Genomic DNA, 20,567 nt, shown 5'->3' with positions numbered 1-20,567 from the left:
TTAATTTAAGTTGAGATGATACTGGCTATAGCTGCAAAAAGAAAGAGAGTAATAGCGTCAACACTTTTGGCATTGATGTATTTTGAAACTATAGTGCCATCCTATGCATTATCCGTAAAAAATACTTTTCCTAATACTGTTGGTAAGGGGGATAAAAAGGAAATAGCTCCTTATATAACGCCTTCCAAGACTTTGGAAAGTAGTGTATTGCCTGTTGCCGTTGATAATGATGGTGGTCCAACCCAGCCTGAAACAGACGCGTTTCATTCAATTGGCACTGATAATATGGTGGATTTGTTTTCAGGGGATTTTCATTACACGATCCCGCTAATTGATGTAGGGGGGTATCCCTTGACATTAGGATATAACAGCGGTATTACTATGGATCAGGAAGCCAGTTGGGTGGGATTAGGATGGAATTTGAATCCGGGGAGCATCACCAGAAATATGCGTGGGTTACCGGATGATTTTGATGGCAGGGACTCTGTGAGTAAGACGCTAAATATGAAACCTAGCACAACGATCGGTGCCAGTGTGGGGTTCAATTCAAAAATCTTCAGTATTCCACTGAAAGTACCTGTAAATATTGGCGTGAAATATAACAACTATAGGGGATGGGGACTTGATGCGGGTGTTAGCTTGTCAGCCAAGGCATATGCGGCCGGTGTGGGCGACTTTACAGGGAAGCTGACTGCAAGTTTGAGTAGTATGGATGGGTTTTCCCTGAATGGTTCATTATCTCTCTTATCACACCAGGAAGCGAAGCAGGATAAAGGTGGTTTTGGTGGCTATTTGTCCTTGGGTTTGCCGTTTTCGAGCCGGGAGGGTATGAAGTCTGTGCAGTATTCTGCCGGTGTCAGTAGCAATATAAAGGCGGATAGGTTACAGAAAGTGCAGCGTGGGATTATGGCAGACGACGGAGGATCAGGATTGGCTTTAACGAGCTCACTGTCTTTCGTTTATCCTTCCTTTACTCCTGAAATACAAATTCCATATACAGTAAATACCTACTCAGGGTCATTTGCTATGGGGCCGGAAGCATTTGGAGCTCATGTGAACTTAAATCTGGCAGGTTATGTCAGCAAGCAGTTCATCGCAAAAGAGGATCAGACAAATATACTCCCTGCTTACGGCTATCTTCATTATGGCGATGTTAACAATAATGAAAACGTATTGCTGGATTTTAACAGGGAGCGAGATATTCCTGCAAGTATGGATTCACGTAGTATTGGGCTGCCCTCCTATACCTATGATGTTTTTTCTATAGCAGGAGAAGGTATCGGTGGAGTATTCAGGCCATACCGGAATGATATCGGTTATGTATATGATCACTATAACAGTACAAGAAATACCTCTTCCTCCGGCTCATTGGATATAGGGGCAGGCGCGCTGGCGAAGATACAGGCCGATCTCGAGCAAGTATATACAAATACCACCAATCGTGCCTGGAAATCCGGCAATCCTACTGCTGGCACTATGACGTTTTCGAACTCCTACCGTGATTATGAAGCAGTATATATGCGAAATCCAGGTGAGATGTCAGTGAATAATCCGCAGTACTTTGAAACGCTGGGCGGGGATGATATCCTTGTGCCGGAATTAACAGGAAACAATACGGCCAATATTCGTACTACGAATAATCTGATTCGCTATAAAGGTGGTGTAAAAAAGCAAACCATCCCTCTTACCAGTGCCAATGTGAAGCGAAACAAGAGAGACAGGCGCTCTCAGGTGATTTCATATTTAACAGCTGAAGAGGCGCAACACGTGGGATTGTCCACTTATATTGAGAACTATGATTTGAATATCTACTCAACAAAATCGTGCGATGATTACCCCCAGGATAACGAGGATCACAAGAATGGGTTTGTGGCCTACATATATAATGAAGGTGGATGGGTACCCAGAAATTTTGCGGGCGTCAGGTTATTTAAAGATATCAATTTTACAAAAATGTCAGACCTTAATAGCCTTACTATTAAGGTACCAGGGTTTATTCCTCCCAATGAGGTCGAAAATACTGTGCAGTTTGGTGATAAGTATCCATGCAGCATCATTTTTAAATCATGGCTGAAAGCGCCTGTGACAGGAGAGTACCTTATCACAAACTATGTTGATGATGAAGTATATATGTCATTTAATGATTCCTTGATAGTGGATACTAAGCTAAATCAGCGTCCGGTAGATACAGTTAGATTGGAGGCAGGTAAATATTACCGGTTAGAGGTTAAGTTCAATAACCACACGACATATGGTAACCTGTTCTTCAAAATGACGTGTAAGGGAACTGATGTCAAGCCGGAGGATTTTTACCTGACAGGCCCACCGGAGTCATATCGATTTGAAGGAAAATATACCCTCGAATCCAGGGTTTCGGGATACAGGAAACCTCATCATATTTCTGAGATTTCTGTATTGAACACGGAAGGACAGCGTTATGTCTATGGTATTCCAGTATATAACTTTAAACAAAAAGACCTGACATTTTCCATCAATAAAAGTGATGGAGACTTAGCTTCCAACACTTCTCAGTATGTCAGGAACCAGGATAATACTGTTAATAATAAAAAAGGCGGTAACAATTATTTTTCGAAAGAAGAAGTACCTGCATATGCCCATAGCTTTTTGCTGACAGGCATTCTTTCCCCAGATTATGTGGATTTAACAGGGGATGGGATAACTCCGGACGACCTGGGTACGGCTATCAAGTTTAATTATACGAAAATCGCCGGCCGTGATTCCGCTTATATGTGGCGTGTTCCATATGATAGTGTGGCCAATTATAATGAAGGGTTCAAGAGTGATGATCGCGATGATAAGGCCAGTTATGTATATGGAGAAAAGGAGTTATGGTATTTGAATTCCATTGTCTCAAAGAATTATGTAGCAGTTTTTCAACTGGGCAGCCGGGAAGATCTTATGGCTATTACTGAAGATGGGCATAAGCTTCCTAATGGCGTGCAGCCCAAAAAGCTGGAAGAAATCAGGCTGTACTCAAAAGCTGAATTTGCTGCAAAGGGGGTAAATGCTACGCCTATTAAGACGGTGCATTTTGAGTACAATTATGAACTTTGCCCGGGAGTTAATAAGCCTGTCCGTACAAATGGTAAGTTGACATTGAAGAAAGTTTGGTTTACGTACAATGGAAATAAAGCTGCAAATGTGGAGAAGGACAAGCGGAATGCTTATGTATTCCATTACAGCAAGAACAATCCCTCCTACGATCATAAGTCATTTGACAGATGGGGTAATTATAAAAATAGTGCCGATAATCCCAATGGATTGTTGAATTCAGAGTATCCTTATGCTTTGCAGGACAGCGCAGTAATGGCCTCAAATGCAGCCGCATGGGCACTTGATTCAATTAAGCTGCCGAACGGTGGCCGTCTGAAGATAAATTATGAAAGCGATGATTATGCATATGTGCAAAACCGTAAGGCAGCTGTGATGACTGCCATTGCTGGCCTTTCGAGCCAGGTGCCGCAATCTCTTTCAGATTTAAAAAATCACCTTTATGAAACATTTTCCGGTACTTCCAGCGATAACCTGTACGTGTCCTTTCATGTGTCAAAACCGGTAAAATCGAAGGAGGATATTCAGAACTATTATTTAAGAAATATCAATGATACCATGTTTTTCCGCTTGAATGTAAAAGTTCCCGGAGATAACCATGGAGAAGGATACGAGTATATTCCCTGCTATGGATTCCTTGAGCCAGGTAGCTATGGGTATTATAATAATGGTAACACTATTTATGTGAAGTTAAGGTCTGTAGATATAGATGGAGATGAGGGCGGGAGATTCAGCCCATTGGCTAATGCTGCTGTTCAATTCCTCAAAGTGCAACTGCCCTCGAAGGCACATCCGGGATCTGATGTTGGGGATGATGTTACCGGCGAATCTGCCATCAAAACGATTGTTGCAGAATTTGAGAATATTCCTGAGATGATACGTGGTTTCGGCAGAATGGTACGAGCAAAGGGGCAGATGAAGGATTTGGATTTAACCCGTTCTTTCGCCCGACTGAGTGACCCAACCTATAAAAAATATGGTGGTGGGCACCGTGTTAAAAGCATTGTATTATATGATCACTGGAATGCCATGACCGGACAAAAGGAGTCAATTTATGGTACAGCATACCAGTACACAACAACTGAAAAAATTGGAGGAAAGGATGTAGAAATAAGTAGTGGTGTGGCTAACTATGAGCCTGTAATCGGAGGGGATGATAATCCATTTCATACACCTATTATTACTAAGAGCCGGGCCGGGCTGTTGGTGCCAGACATAACTACTTATATTGAAACGCCGCTGGGAGAAGGCTTTTTTCCATCGCCGGGTGTAGGATACCGAAAGGTAAAGGTATTCTCAATACATAATAAAAAAGTAAAATCACTTACTGGTTATAAAGAAACATGCTTCTATACCAGCTATGATTTTCCAACGATTGCAGTAGCATCTGAGTTTGATAGGAGTTTCAGTAAGATGAATTACCATCCGTTTTTATTTGACTTCCTGAAGTTTGGTGCTAAGAACTTTCTTGCACTTAGCCAGGGTGTTAAAGTAGAATTGAATGATATGCACGGTAAGCTGAAGTCTGAATTTACTTATGCAGAGGGGGATGATAAGCCGATATCTTCAGTTACGAACTATTACCATGTGGATAATGAGCAGCAGGAATTCAAGCATTTGAACAATAAGGTACTTACCATGAGTCCAACTGGTATAATTGACAGTGCATTCGTAGGGATGGATTTGGAGTTGATGGCGGATATGAAGGAACAGAAAACCAATACAGTTGGCCTGAAAGTAGGTATTGGGCTTGACATTGTTCCTACAGGGTTCCCGATATCAATATTAAATGGATACGGAGCTCCGCAATGGGAGGAGTTGGCATATAAGGCTGCATCCATGGTTAAAGTTATTAACAGGCATGGTATTTTGGATAGCATGGTGGTTACGCAGAAGGGAAGTAAGGTAGTTACGAAGAACCTGTTGTATGATAGTGAAACGGGAGATGTATTGTTAACAGCAACGCAAAATGAGTTTAACGATCCGGTTTATTCATTTAATTATCCGGCAGCATGGGTTTATGATGGGATGTCAGGTGCGTACAAAAACATAGGGGCTACTATACAAAATGTTACTATTCTGGAAGGCAAATTAGTGACGAGCCTTAGTCCAAATAAGGTGGAAGATTACTTCACGTCCGGGGATGAAATATTAGTGTATGCGAATGTACAGGTTACCGATGAAGGCTGCAACAGCAAGCTGGCAACATTTCCTGGAACAACCGAGGCGTGGGCTATTGATGCAAACGTGTTGACGGGTGGAGCGCCGGATATTTATTTCCTTACGCGTGAAGGCAAGCCAATCACCGGTTATAATATGACCCTTAAGATTATTCGTTCCGGCAGAAGAAATATTACCGGTTCCGTAGGTAATGTGACAATGTTAAGAAATCCGCTTATGAAGAACGGTAGTACATACACGCTGTCCATTGATGAAACCAGTGGTATTATTAATGCAGCAGCCGCTGAGTTCAAGCAGAACTGGCATGTTACGGATAAGAAAGGTCAAATTATCAAATGTATTTTTCAATAAACGCATTTAAAATTATTAGATATAAGTATGGAGAAGTTTTTTGTAATGCTAGTAAGCTCTTTTATAATTTCTTTATCAGTAAAGGCGCAGCAGAATATTGACAGCCTGAAGTTGCAGGGAAGTTGGAAGCTGACCGAAATCGTGGAGGAAAGATATCAACTTATTTCCAATGTATTAATTCAGACGAGTAAGCTGACAAGCAAGGAGGACTTCCGAAAAGCAAGTGCAGCTACTTGTACCGGATTAACATTTCAGGGTAGTAAGTGTCGGCTCCAGACCAATTCGGTAGACGGTTATTTTGATTATACTATTGAAGATAATAGGATTCAGGTTTTTCGTACAAGCAAGATGGATGCAGAAATTCAATCAAATAATTATGTGTATCAGTTGGACGGAGCTGATAAATTGTTAATTGGACCAATCACAGAATCCTTTATGGAGAACGGTCAGCCTGTAAAAAGGGTTATGACGCTGTACTACAAGAAATATTAATCGCTCAACCAGTTATACCCTAATCAATGGGAAAGAAAATTTTAAGAGTAGTTTATTATTATACGCTGCTATTGCTATGCATTTTTGCTGCCAATAAAGTAAATGGGCAATGCAATAACTGGAGTATAACAAAGAAGGTGGATGGTGCAACCTGTGCGGCGAATGGAGTCATTACTGTAACTCTTACCGGTGCAGATGCTGCTTTATTTGACAGTGTTCAGTACAGTCTGAAACTTTTAGGGGGTAGTTCTTTTTTGTACGAAAGAACAAAGGATCGGGTATTGCCGATGTTAAAACCAGGCAACTATCAATTAACAGTAAATGCCGTGTGTCAGGGGTATGTGTCTACAAAGCTTGACACGATAAAGGTGCCAGGCAGTTATGTAGATATAACAGCGGTATCGTCGATACTACGCGGAGCTATTGGTAAATGTCCGAATGGTCAGATCAGAACTATAATCAGGAATGGGCGAAGACCTTATCATATTTACCTGGAAAATGTTCCAACAGGATATACAGGACGCAGAGACTTTTATACGGGAGATAGTACTTATGTTATTGATAGCTTGCCTGCCGGTAATTTTACCGTAAGGGTAATTGATGATTGTTCCACTTCTCCGGCGCCGACAAACATTACTATGCCGGCTGTGGGTATGTATATGGTTTCGAGTGGATATTCCTTGCGCCGCATAGTTGGATCATGTGATAAGTTCGTCATTAGTTCCGTCGCCTCTTATAATCCCAATCCAGAATTTGTACCAACAATCAAGTACCTGATTAATGTTGGAACAGACACCTTGGTAAATTGGAATCTAAGAAGAAGTAACGCGATATTCGATACGATTCAGCTACCTGTTGGTACTGATATGTCAAAGTATGATAGAGTACCGTTTGTTTTAACATTAGCCTCTCCTTGTGGAGATACAATAAGATACAACAGGCCTTTATATACGGAAGGGATATCATATACGATAGAAAGATCATGTGATAATATTAATTTGATAGCTTCAGTCGAAAGTATTTGTCTGCCGACAATACTACAGCTTGTTAATAAAAACACAGGTGAGGTAAGAACTGGAACGGCTATCGATGATGGTTACAATTTTTTTAATTATAAATTTACAAACATTCCATATGGTGATTATCGCGTAGAAATGAAATTGGCTAATAGGCCTGATATTATTATTGATACCCCGGATATTCTGAATGTTTCTCCCATTCCGACTCCATATTACAGAGGAGAAGCTTTTGTTGGGAAGTCGCAAAGCAGTGGCCGAAGTAACGTTTCTGGAATAAGCATAATTTATGCTGCGCGATGGACAAGAACTCCCAATTTAAAGATGGTTTATCCTGTTACATCTGATAAATTCGATTGGTATTCGTCAGGGAGTTTGACCAATACCTCTTTTATGCTTGATTCATATGTCGATCCTAGTGGTGTCACGCAATATTTTACTCCCGGCTATTATCTTTTCCGTGTAACCGATAGCTGCGGTGTCTGGGATGTACCTGTAATGATCACCAGTCAAGACGTTTTTAACTATAAGTGGGACTATGAACTGAACAGCACTTGTCAGGGACAAACTATTAAGCCATTAGAAAATATTGTCAGCGTACCTTATTCAGCCTATGCTGTCACAGCGGCGCCAGATAATTCTTTATTGACAACCTTTTATTCAGGTTCTAGTTATACTATGACCTTACCAGGTAGGTATCAGATATCTCGATACTATCCCTACGAGCTGTATGGAGGGATAGGTGTTCATCCAGAAAATACGATTGAAATATATTATAACTACACCCCTGTGAGTGTCGACATTGACAGTTCTAAAGGATGGGTTTGCCCTGGTGCTCCTGCTAATTCTGGTCAAATTAGGGTGAAGGGTATTAATGGAAGCAAAACAGGAACAAAATATATGTATAAACTGGCAGCTCTTGGTAACGGCGAAAATGGCCCATACCTGGATAGTAATTACACTGGTAGCTTTTCCAGTAATAGCCGGTATCAATTAGTAAAAAATTCGACCTATTCAGTCAAAATTATTGACAATTGCAATGCCTTTAAAGTACAAGATATAACAATACTTGATTTTGCAAACTACCAGATCGCTTCAGCAGATAAGCCATTGTTTTGCAAAGGGGATTATGTTCGATTCCAGGTTATTAACCTGCCTACATCCGCTGTAACCTATCTTTGGACATTCCCAAGCGGCAAGACAACTACCGCCCGTGAGCCCGTTATCAGTAGGGTATCTCCATCGGATAGTGGTATATATCATGTGAAAATTTCGTCCGATATGTGTCAAAATCCGCTGGAAGCCGATGTGCCTATCCATGTGGCGCCATATGTAGCTACACCATACAGTTTACTGACAGATACTTCTGTGAATCCTTATGTGTACGGCATGCTTGGAAACTGGAGAGCTGTCAGGTCCTATATATATTATACAAACCGCGCTGAAGAATCTTCGTCTCAGCAAACCAATATCCGAAAAGACGGGACATATAAAGACTATCAGTCGTTCTGGAAAAACCAATCTCAAAAGTGGATGTCCATAAAAGATACGACTAAATGGGTTTGGAATGCTGAAAGCACCATCTTTAATACCAAGGGACTAGAGTTGGAAACTGTGGACCCTCTAGGACGGTATAATTCGATTGTATATGGATACGATAATACAATTCCAATAGCAGTTATTCAGAATAGCAGATATAGAAATGCTGCTTATGATGGATTTGAAGACTATGATTTTTTGCCGCAGGATTGCCAGGAAAACAGCTTGCCTCCAGACAGAAGATTTGATTTGAGCAAATATAAAAATCTTATCACAGCTGAGGAGCAACATACCGGCAAAAATTCAATAAAAATCCCCGCTGGCGACACTGTGGTCATCCGGTCTAATGTAGTAGATGCGGTTCCCGAAATCTCGAATCCGACTTTTACTTTTGGAACTAATAATTGCACACCAGCTACAGTATTGAAGAGCGTGAGGACTAATGCCAATATTCTTATTCCTCCCTTTGCTCCGCTCTCGGGTGACAAAATGGTGTTTAGCGCATGGGTAAAAGAAGCGGGTGAGTGCAATTGTACTACCTATTCTTCTAATAAGATTACGTTATATGTTGCAGGGGCACAACGCATAATGATTGAAGCCCGTCCTGTAGGTGTAATGGTTGACGGATGGCAGCGTTATGAGCAGGTGGTGAGTTTGCCAAAAGGTTCAACCGGATTGACACTGGAAATGATAGCCACAAAAAATACTGCTGTATATGTCGATGATATTCGATTTCATCCCTACCACGCCAATATGAAATCGTATGCATATGATCCGATGAGTTTGAAGATGATGGCTGAACTGGATGAAAATAATTACGCGACGTTCTATGAATATGATGATGACGGTACATTAATCAGGGTTAAGAAAGAAACAGAAAAAGGTATTGTCACACTGAAAGAGTCAAGAAACGGTTTTATAAAAGAGATAGAATGAAAGGACTGATCTATATACTTTGTTTATTATTGTCGATAAGTTCTGGTGCATACTCCAACCAGGGTACGGACACGACAGCATTATTCAAACGTCTGAAGATGCTACGAAACTTCTCAGGAGAGAATGTAATGAAATACAGTGTTAAGACACAAGCTTTTTATGAGGAGCAGCGTGATGCATTTATAGATTCTATGACAGCAGAAGTAGCAGTGGATCATGATAGGATCAGGTATGTTTCGGAGGAGTTAGAATTTATTTACGACGGCCGAACGCAGGTTACCTTGTATAAAGCAATGCAAAAAATGATAGTGTCAAATATTGGTTCATCTAGAACAAATGTCCGCACTGAGGAGTCTGTCAACCTGAGTATTATCAGGCAAGTGTTTCGAAATTGGAATTTTATCCAGGAAGGGACTAAATGTATCATTATCATTAATTGTATTGACGGAGCACCCTATAGAAAATTGGAAATAGTTTACGATGCTACCACCAGTCTTATAGATGAGGTTATACAATACCTGAATGTGGCAGTGGACAATGAAGATGGTACTGTAACGGAGCGCAAATCCATTGTGCGAACGCAGTATAAAAATTATTCCAGGCTGCCGTCAGGATACACTGGCTTTCAGACAGAGATTTATTACAGCGTTGATAATAACATATTGAAGGCAAAGTCGCCTTATGAGCAATATGAGATTATAAATACATCCTCTACCCTATTGAAATAAAATATTGGGAAATATGAAAATAGCCCGCAATTTGTTGTTCCTGGCCCTTTATACATTAACAGGAACGACAGCATTCGCACAACATGCGATTGTTATTAAGAAAATGTTAACCGGCGCAAGCGGCCAATTGGCGAAAGACTCTGTTGTTTCAATTCAGGATGCTGCTTATTTCGATGCAAACAGAGCGAAATTGGATACGCCATATTTCCTCCGGAATATTGTTACCCTTGGCATTGATGAATTTTCAAGCAGGCGTTTGCCGGGTAAGTTTAGCTTATCTGCGAAAGTGCGTATTATTTATACAACACCGCAGCTAACGGAAGATTCAGTGGATCAGACGTTAACGATCAGTTACGATACAACACACCCCTATACACTTAGGTCTTCTTTTACCTTTGCCAAAGCGCATAAAGTCAGTGTGAAGATATTGGAAATTACTACTGATGCCACCATGAACGTTCTGCCAGCTCTCTATCTTGAGAATCTGATGGAGGTAAGACCTGTGTACAAGTTGTCAAAGATTGACGATGCAATTAAATCTATTCAGTCTAACAACCCGCCATATTCAGAGAATACTGATGAGCTGGTTGTTTCCTGGCCAGCTGTGCTGGGAGCGGATGTATATGATCTTGAATGGACTTATGTGGACCGTAGTGCTTTGGATGCAGTCAAATATGGTAATCCTGTCGATCCCAAAAAGGTATTTCAGTTTAGTAGTTCCCGGGCAACCATTAGCGGTACCTCCTATAATATTCCATTGATGTATGGTACAGAAGGTGCTTTGTTCTATCGGGTGCGGGCTGTACAGGAAAAGGCGGACGGTAATAGGTTTGCCACTGCCTGGAGTTCTGATTTTGCGGGGGGATTTGGACGCTATGATTTTGAAGGGCATCAGCCGAATTTGAACTGGCAATCTAATATCAGTTTTGCAGAAGAAGGAAAAAGGAAGGTGGTAACCAGTTATTTTGATGGTAGCCTCAGGGCCAGACAAACGGTTACAAAAGATAACACTACGCAGCACACAATAGTAGCTGAAAGTTTCTATGATTATCAGGGCCGGCCGGCGGTGAATGTACTACCTACGCCTACTGTTTCTACAGTCATGAAATATACCCCCGCTTACAATAGGTCCATTAATGATGCCGAATATGATAAGGAGCAATATGACAAGCTGGACCTGCCTTCTGATATAGTAACGGGCCGCGCGGCGAAAATGAGTACGCGTTTTGGCAGTAATCAGTATTATTCTCCTGACAATCCTGATAAAAATAATCCTATTTCCGAAAATATTCCGGATGCAGGAGGGTATGCATTTACAGAGATTCAATACACGCCGGATAATACAAACCGGCCATCAAGGCAAGGAGGTCTTGGGGCAGAGGCTCAGCTTGGATCAAACCGGGAAGTGAAATATTTATATGGCGAACCATCTCAGGAAGATCTGGATGCTCTGTTTGGTACAGAAGCGGGTTTGAGTAGCCATTATTTTATGAATTCAGTGATTGATCAAAATGGGCAGATTTCAGTTTCTTATTTAGATATGCATGGGCGTACCGTTGCTACAGCATTAGCAGGGAGTGTAAGAAACAAAAGTTTGTCAGATCTGGATGAAAAGAAAGAAGAAGTAGTTACAGATCGGTTATCTGGCGTAGATAAAACCAGGTATAAGGATCAGACACTTGTTATTTCCAAAACTATTACGGTTAAAACACCAGGTACCTACAGGTTCGTTTACAAATTGGATCCACCGGTGCTTAAAAAATCAACCTGTAATGGCGATAGTATAGCTTATGTAAGCAGATATGATTTACAAATTCAGATTACAGACGATGTAATGAATTATCGTCTTGGAGGGCAACCGGTTATTAAGAAAATCAGTAATTATAAATCAGATACGTCCGGAATTGCATTTGATGTAGGCGACTCACTTGTCCTTGATTTTTCCCTGGATTTGGAAATCGGGACCTATACTGTAACGAAGTCACTGGAGGTGAGTAATCAGGTTTACAATTATTACAGAGATAGTGTTTTCCTGAAAGGAGCGGTTTGTACAACGGTAGAGTCAGAAATTGAAAAACAGCTGGCCGCACAACGTCAATATCCATGTGGACCGGATTGTGGTGATTGTGAAGATAAGACTAAGGTGGAAAGTGATTACATTATGGACCAGATGCTGGCAGATATGACAGCACCGTATGGGCAGTATGCGCTCCTTTCCGATACCCTTAAAACGGATATGTCTATCTTTTACATTGGTGGCAACAGACCTTATCCTGCATATAAGACACCATCTTTCAAGTATTTGGATGAAAATGGAAATCCTGCCTTGGTTCTCAATCCGGAAAGTGGGAAACTGGTAGACCCAAAGGAATTGACACCTGTGCAGTTTGCAGCTGCATTCCAGCCGTCCTGGGCTAAAACCTTAATTACAATACATCCGGAGTATTGCCGCTGGGATCAATACAACAGAGTACTTAAAGCAGAGCAGATATGGGGAAAAGATTTTGAGTCAGAAGAGACCTACACCGGGGCAAAACAGAAAGGGTTTCTTAACCCAACGGCAGGTACCAGTAAAGATCCTGCCATAGCAAGAAGTAGTACGATAACAGCAGCTTACAACGAATACGGTAAGACTATCGTTAACAAGCAGACAATCGGTCTTAGCATGTGGGCTACTGCGCTAATGGCAATAAAATGTCCGGAGAATGCCGGTTCCTGTGTGTCTAAATATAAAACCATGTCGTTTGCTGAAATGGAGCAGGAATTGTGCGGCGCCGACCTGGATATGGTATGGAGAGCGTTCCGTAATCTATATAAAGGCAAACGTGAGGAGGCGCTTCGTGCATACGTTCTTGGCACTTGCCATGAACCTGTTTATGCTAAACTAAGTGCAGCAGGTAAAAAGTCGTATTTCTTAGACAATGCTACTGCGATAAAAGATGCAGGTTTATCCCCAATTGCAGCAACGGATACAGCAACAGCCAGGAAACAGGCTGAACAGGCAATGATGACCACTATTGCTAAGAATATTGACAGCCTTGCTGTAAAATGGGCTAGCCAACTGGCTCCTTGTCAATACAGTCCAACTATAATTAATGCAATTAAGGGTGATCTGATTGCAGTTTGCAGGCTTGGAGGTGATGTTAATCATCCATATGGCGCCAGCACTGTTCCACCAGGTTCAGCGGGTACAAGGGGCCCTTCGAATCAGGGGCCGTTAATGAAAAGTTTTGATGATGTATTTAACAAGTATAAGGAGCAGCGTGGCGTAACAGATCCGGTTATTTGTAACGCTGAGTTAATTACTTTTCCAAGGCCATATGATAAGCAATTAGCTTATTCAGACAGCTATTCCTATAATAAACCTAAAGAATGTGAGTGTACAAAAATCAATGCTCTCAATGCAGAATACAATGTTTCTAAACTACCATCGGATGTGAATTTATCCGGCTATATTAAACGGACCAGGAAAGTCAATATTTCACAATCGGACCTGGAGGTGCTATTGACAGCATGTGGAACTTCGACGCCTTCCTGTGACTATATGCCTAAGCTCGTAAAGTTGCCGGTCTTATTTATGTGTGATGTGGTACCAGCTTGTGCAAGCTGTGCAATTACTGACTCTCTCATTGCAAAGTTTAAAGGCTTATACCCGGGTGTTGAGCCAACTTATGAAGAGGAAACTGAGCGTCAGCGACAAGTTAATACCTTGTTTTCCACTTTCATGAATAAAAATCTCGGTTTCAGAAAGCAGGCCTGGGAGTATCTGCAGTTTCATGATAGTTGCAAAGTCACGCCAAGTACTGGAGGTAGCCGTGTATGTGTGAGTAATCCCAACACCAGGCAAATGATAAATGTATATACCAACGGCTCCGGAGAGGATAGAATTGAAGATGTACGAAATTTTGATGCAGGTTATATAATGGCAGGCTATACTACTGGTAATACCGCTGGGGGTAAGGATGGGTATGTTATCCGGACAGATAGTAAAGGAAATCTGATTTGGTCGAAAACATTTGGCAGTGAAGCCGATGATGTCTTCCGCAGGCTGATTACTACGCGTGATGGTGGCTTCCTCGCTATTGGTACAACAATGTCCTATTGCTTCGATCAGGGTGCAATCTTAATGGTAAAGATGGACCCGGAAGGAAACATAGAATGGAATAAAACGGTTGATTTTGGTGAACATGGTGCAGAAGGAAGTGATGTTATTGAGACTTCCGAAGGGAATTTCGCCTTTGCCGGTTTGCGAAAGATGAATAATAGTGCTACGGATTGGGTAACGGGTGTGCTGGATACGGCTGGTCAGCTTATTTGGCTGAAACACTATGGTTCTGAAGCACAAAAAACCAGACCGACACTGCTTGAGTCCGGAGATACGCTGGTACTTGCAGCTTCCATCAAAGCAGATGCATCTTCCGATGTGGTCTTGATTAAGCAGAACAAGCATACCGGCGCTAATTTGGCAGTGAGTCAGTATGATATCGGTGCAGATGATATCACTACTGCTATTCTTCCGGTAGCTAATGGTTTTAAACTAGCGGTATTGAGTGGAGGGGCAGGGGCCTACATAAACATTGGCGCTGATGGTAGTCCGTTAGACGCTTACAAGGTAAGTAGCCCGGATGCTATTGATCCTGAAAGTTGGATTATTTCAGGGGCTGACGGTGACAATGTGGTAGCTGCACAGTCCACCCAGGATGTATGGTGGCATAAACTAGGTGCAGATAATAGTGTTTTATGGTCTACCCATGTTCAGTTGTCTGGCAATGAAAGAATATACAAACTAGTACAAAGTAATAACGGTACCTATACAGGAGTAGGCGTGCATGACGGAAAAGCCATGATCATTATTGGTGATTACCAGGGAAGGACAGGTTGTAATGATGTTGCTGCTAATACGACTAATACGCCAATAGTAGCTATTTTAAAGGAGATGCAGCCGCAAACAGAAGTATTCCTGGATGATCGTGCGTTGAATGTCGTGCAGATTTCAGCATTAGGTATAACCCCTTTTGTAAATACGATCAGCTGTCCGGCACCGGATAGTTGCTTTTATGTGTTTAACCGTACACTCTGTGGTAGTGCAGAGCCAGTTTTGGCAGTGGATGAGTTGAGCCTTCCAACCAGTTGTGGTGACAGTCTTGATATGGCGGACACAAAAGGCCGCGAGATTTTCAATTACAGGACAGATTCTATTCGTAATGACTTTGATGTACAGTACCTGGCAAAAGCCATGACAGCAGCATCAAACGAGGAATTCACAGTTACCTATTCAAATAGTGAATACCATTATACGCTTTATTATTATAACCAGGCAGGTAACCTGGTAAAGACTGTTCCACCTGCAGGAGTTAAATATAATAGGTCCCGTGGATGGCTGGATAGCGTAGCTGTGGCGAGAAGCAGGGGGGAGCAATTAGTGCCAGTTCATGGTTTGGCTACCGAATATAGATATAATAGCATCGGAGTGGTGATAGAACAGCGTACGCCGGATGCTGGTAAGTCTAATTTCTGGTATGACAGGCTTGGCAGATTGGTGTTTTCGCAGAATTCGAAGCAGACAGCGTTTAATGATTACAGTTATACATTATATGATGATATAGGCAGAGTTACAGAAGTAGGTCAGCTGAGGAGTCTCTCTCCTATGGTGGATACGATCAGTAGGAAGGCAATGAGTTTGCAAAATTGGTTTAACGCTGCATCAGGTACAAGAAATCAGATAACAAGAACTGTTTATGATGTACCGTATGCAGGTACTACGCCGGAACTTTGGACGGCGCATAACTTGAGGAATCGGGTGGCATGGACTGCAGTTTATGATAATATAGCTGATACTGTTCTGGGGGCGCAAAGTGCGGCTACATATTATGATTATGATATTCTTGGTAATGTAAAGTCTTTATTACAAGAGTATAATTCGAAGGTTAGGCCGGACGGGGAAAATAGATTTAAGCGGATTGACTATACGTTCGATTTGATAAGTGGGAAAGTGAATACTGTAGCTTATCAGGTAGGTAATCGGGATGCTTATTATCATAGATACACCTATGATGCGGAAAACAGGATAACAAATGTTGAAACAAGCAGGGATAGTATTTACTGGGAACAAGATGCTTATTATCAGTATTATAAGCATGGACCTTTAGCAAGAGCTCTTATCGGACAGGCGCAGGTACAAGGAGTTGACTATGGCTATACGCTGGAAGGTTGGTTGAAAGGGGTTAACGCTACTGTGCTCGGTGCTGCTAATGATATGGGAAGGGATGGGCATACAGGAGGACTTTCAGCTAGAGATGCGTATAGTTTCAGTCTTTATTATTATAATAACGACTATACTCCTATAGGTACTATCAGGCCGTTCTCAGCATTACAGGTACTAAAACCGTTGTACAATGGAAATATTGCTGCCATGTCTGTAAACTTACAGGGAGTGGGAGTGCCATTGACCTATAATTACAGTTATGATGTGCTTAATCGTTTGAAAGGTATGACTGTGGCTAAAGGACTGGATTCAGCGATGAATAGGTGGACGCCAATTGAATTACCGGATTTTAAGGAGTCTATTAGTTATGATCCAAATGGGAATATCCTTTCATATGACAGGAATGGTAATAATACCTGGGCCGGTAAGCCATTAGCCATGGATAACCTCACCTATCATTATTTTGCCGGTACCAATAAGGTTGCAAGAATAGAGGATTTGCCTGCCAATACTGGAAATTATGATAACGATATCGATGATCAGCTTGCCAATAATTACGATTATGATTCCATTGGAAATTTGATTGCAGATAATCAGGAGGGTATCTCCAATATTGAATGGAATATATATGGAAAAATAGCGGGGATTAGAAAGGATAATGGTTCTGTTATTAGTTACAAGTATGATGCTGCGGGTAATCGGATTAGTAAAAATGTGGATGGTAAAGAAACCCGGTATGTTAGGGACGCTTCCGGGAATGTGATGAGTGTTTACGTCTCTGGAGATAATGGTATCAACGGAGGTGTAATGAGTCAGGTTGAAACGCATATCTATGGTAGTTCGCGCCTTGGTATTGATAATTTAATTACTAAATTAGAAGGTGCCGAAAATGACCTTGGTGAAAGAGTGTCGCTGGGGACTTTGGGTTCTGGATTTTTAACTACCTTTGAGCGGGGTAACAAGCTCTTTGAATTGTCCAATCATTTGGGTAACGTCCTGGCGACCGTAGCTGATGATAAAATAGGCATGGGGGATAATGATACAACTATAACGTATTATGTTCCAAGGATTCTATCCGCCCAGGATTATGCACCATTTGGTATGGGGCTTTGGGGTAGAGGGGTGAATGATGGGAGGTATCGTTATGGGTTTAATGGGAAAGAGAATGATAATGAGGTGAAGGGAGAAGGGAATCAGATTGCGTTTGAAGCAAGAATCTATGATCCACGAATTGGCAGGTTCTTAAGTGTCGATCCATTAACAATGGATTATCCTGAAAATAGCCCTTATCAGTTTGCAGGTAACTCTCCAATAAGCCTAATAGATCATCTAGGGATGGCGCCAGCAGGTCCTGGTCCAAGCTCTTCTTTGATGCCGATGCCTGTAACTCCTGAGAATCTTCAGATGATATGGACAGGTATCAAGAATTTTCCATTTGTAACTGAAACGGGTAGACGAAACCGGGATGCGTTGTTGGACTTAGTGATGCCATCTGTTTTAGGGCTTATGAATGCGGGCGGAGCCTCTGTTTCATTTGGGGGGTTAAATAGACCAGCCTCTGATATAGGGTTGACCCCGGAGCAGGCCCCTGCATATAATTGGGCTACAGACGTTGGAGTGCCTGGATTCGCAATGTTGAGTTTGGGTAGTGGTGGAGGTAGTGCACCAAGTATGGCTGTCGCAAGTAATAATACATTGTTAACAACAGCTACCAAATTGAGTATTGAGTCTATTGTTACGCTATACTCTACAGCGGCGCACGTCGAAAAGAATCGGGTAAAGGGGGATGAAAGAGAAGCAGATGAACTTGCGAGTTTGAAACAACAATATCCTGATGCACAGATATACTCCGAACGGTTTTTACGAGATGCTAATGGTAAAAAGGTGGTTGATCCATTAACTGGGGAAGGAAGGCGAATTGACTTTGCTGTTGTTAAGAATGGCCTAGTTGCCAAGCTTATTGAGACAACAAGTAAGACAGCGGATAAGACAGCTCAAATAGCTAAGGAGGCACGTATTAGAGCGGCAGGCGGTCATTATGTCAAAGCTCCTGGAAAGAAAGGGACAATTTATAATGTAAAAGATATTTTAACAACAATAAGTAGAAGAGAGTAATATGAAAGATTTTACTATTGATCAGGTGAGTTGGCATACTCAACAGCCAAGAAATTATGAATTTGATAGTTCAATTGTGTATGCGTATTTTAAAAGTATCATTAGTTACTTGCAGCAAAATAATTTAACTACACGTGTTATATTAGCAGATGATGAAGAGGTGACTGAAGAAACTAAGATTCAAGTATCCGATTTGACGGAAGAAGGTTTTTTATTAATCAAAGCTGCTTATGAGAAATGGATTACTAAAGTTGATAATAGAAAGATAGCAGTAGATGATTTTAAAATGCTTAATAAGGCTTTGGATAAGATTAGAAATCCAAAACAAGAATAGCTTTGGAGATTAAGAAAACAGAAACAGGCTCTCAATTATTGGGAGCCTGTTTCTATTTATAAGCAGCTCTAGTTTTAGCATCGCGGAGCAAACCATCAATGGCATACAGGATATACTTTTTATCCTCCTCAGAGAGCGCATCTATATCATTAAGTCTTTTAAGCATAGCAGGATCTTTAAGCACGTTCACCTGGCTGGTCTCCCCTAATAAAAATCCCACAGTAGTATCCAGTTCATCGGCGAGCCTTTTAACCACGTCGATGGTTGGCTTTACCTCATCACGTTCATATTTACCAATGATGGAATGATTGGTATTAAGGAGCTTGGCCAACTCGCTCTGGGAGAGTGTAAGCTTCCCCTAAAACTAAGCCAGTCAGGATTAGAGCTTCTCATGCAATAGACCTTGATAAAAACGCTCGGCGTATTTGCAAGGAGATAGATACCCAAGGGCTTTATGCGGTCTTTCAGTATTGTAGTCTATTCTCCATTCTTCCGCCATAAGCCGAACTTCTGCAAGACTGTTGAATAGATAGGCATTTAACAGCCCCCTGCGGAGCGTTCCGTTTTTTCGCTCTATAAACGCATTCTGTGTTGGTTTCCCAGGCTGGATATAAGCCAACTTGATCTCTCTGCTTTCACACCATTGCTGGAGCTTGTGGCTTATAAACTCGGGACCGTTATCAGTCCGGATACAACGTGGCTGCCCGCGGCCCTCTATGATCCTTTCTAATACCCTGATTACCCGCAAAGATGGCAATGATGTATCTACTTCAATCGCTAATGATTCCCGATTAAAGTCATCTATTACATTTAACAGCCGGAACTTCCTGCCATCCACCAATGCGTCACACATGAAATCAATACTCCAGACTTCGTTGGGTGTTTCAGGTATCAGCAATGCCTCTTTGATCCGTGAAGGGAGACGACGCTTAACCCGTCGACGAATATTCAGTTTCAGGTCGGTATACACGCGATAGACTTTTTTATGATTCCACGCATATCCTTTGTTTCTTAACCGATAATAGGACTGCCAGAAGCCAATATCCACATGTTTTTCAACCAAAGCTGATAAAGCATCCTGAATCGCAGTATCATTCCTGCGGATGGCTCTGTATTCGTACGTACTACGCGGGATAGCTGCTATTTTACACGCCTTGCGGATACTCAGTTGTTCTTCCTTTACTAGGTATTCAACTGCATCCCGTTTTTCCTGGGGCGTTACAACTTTTTTTCGATAAGATTCTTCATGGCCCGGTTTTCTATGCATAACTCTGCGTACATTTTCTTCAGCTCTGCATGTTCAGCTTCAAGGTCCTTAAGACGTTTTACCTCACTGGCCTCCATGCCTCCATACTTTGCTTTCCAGTTGTAGAAGGTTGCTTCACTTATACCCAGGTCGCGGGCAATGTCTTTAACGGTGATACCGCCTTCCTGTTGCTTCAGGGCGGATACGATTTGGCTTTCTGTGAAATTTTTTCTTTTCATGGTCAAGATTAAAGTTAACGTGTTGTGCTATTAAAGTGGCGACTTAAATGATAATGAAAAATATGTATATAATTATGAAATAAAAAATGTTGTGCAATCGTATTGGTTGATAA

Annotated in this window: 7 protein-coding genes and 1 pseudogene; 6 read left to right on the top strand and 2 right to left on the bottom strand. The window is 41.6% G+C overall.

Translation table 11 applies throughout. The annotated features are described in order from the left end of the window. Positions 1-15 precede the first annotated feature (15 nt). The 6 genes from BOC67_RS23325 to BOC67_RS23300 are packed head-to-tail and all read left to right on the top strand — an operon-like array spanning position 16 to position 18,969. On the top strand, positions 16-5,604 hold the full coding sequence (locus BOC67_RS23325; protein WP_291914260.1) for a PA14 domain-containing protein: 5,589 nt from the start codon (positions 16-18) through the stop codon (positions 5,602-5,604). A gap of 27 nt (positions 5,605-5,631) precedes the next feature. Then, positions 5,632-6,096, top strand: a complete 465-nt coding sequence (locus BOC67_RS23320; protein ID WP_291914257.1) for a hypothetical protein — start codon at positions 5,632-5,634, stop codon at positions 6,094-6,096. Between the two features lie 26 nt (positions 6,097-6,122). Then, positions 6,123-9,587: a hypothetical protein gene (locus BOC67_RS23315; RefSeq protein ID WP_291914255.1), complete on the top strand. Its 3,465-nt coding sequence runs from the start codon at positions 6,123-6,125 to the stop codon at positions 9,585-9,587. Further along, on the top strand, positions 9,584-10,315 hold the full coding sequence (locus tag BOC67_RS23310; protein WP_291914252.1) for a hypothetical protein: 732 nt from the start codon (positions 9,584-9,586) through the stop codon (positions 10,313-10,315). Before BOC67_RS23315 ends, BOC67_RS23310 begins: the two co-directional genes overlap by 4 nt. Positions 10,316-10,328: 13 nt before the next feature. Then, on the top strand, positions 10,329-18,635 hold the full coding sequence (locus BOC67_RS23305) for an RHS repeat-associated core domain-containing protein (RefSeq protein ID WP_291914250.1): 8,307 nt from the start codon (positions 10,329-10,331) through the stop codon (positions 18,633-18,635). Position 18,636: 1 nt separating this feature from the next. Beyond that, positions 18,637-18,969, top strand: coding sequence for a hypothetical protein (locus BOC67_RS23300; RefSeq protein WP_291914247.1), 333 nt, complete (start codon positions 18,637-18,639; stop codon positions 18,967-18,969). A 52-nt stretch (positions 18,970-19,021) separates the two neighbouring features. Here the strand turns inward: BOC67_RS23300 and BOC67_RS23295 are convergent. Both BOC67_RS23295 and BOC67_RS23290 read right to left on the bottom strand, forming a co-directional pair. Further along, positions 19,022-19,312, bottom strand: a pseudogene (locus BOC67_RS23295) (helix-turn-helix domain-containing protein); the annotation flags it as partial. Between the two features lie 36 nt (positions 19,313-19,348). Next, a protein-coding gene (locus tag BOC67_RS23290; RefSeq protein ID WP_291914245.1) for an IS3 family transposase occupies positions 19,349-20,454 on the bottom strand; the annotation gives its coding sequence in 2 pieces (ribosomal slippage) (positions 19,349-20,193 and positions 20,193-20,454; 1,107 coding nt in all). Positions 20,455-20,567 lie beyond the last annotated feature (113 nt).

Source organism: Chitinophaga sp. CB10, assembly GCA_001870995.2.
Classification (GTDB): Bacteria; Bacteroidota; Bacteroidia; order Chitinophagales; family Chitinophagaceae; genus Chitinophaga.
Note: the sequence above shows the minus strand (reverse complement) of the source record. Positions and strands in the feature narration are given on the sequence as shown.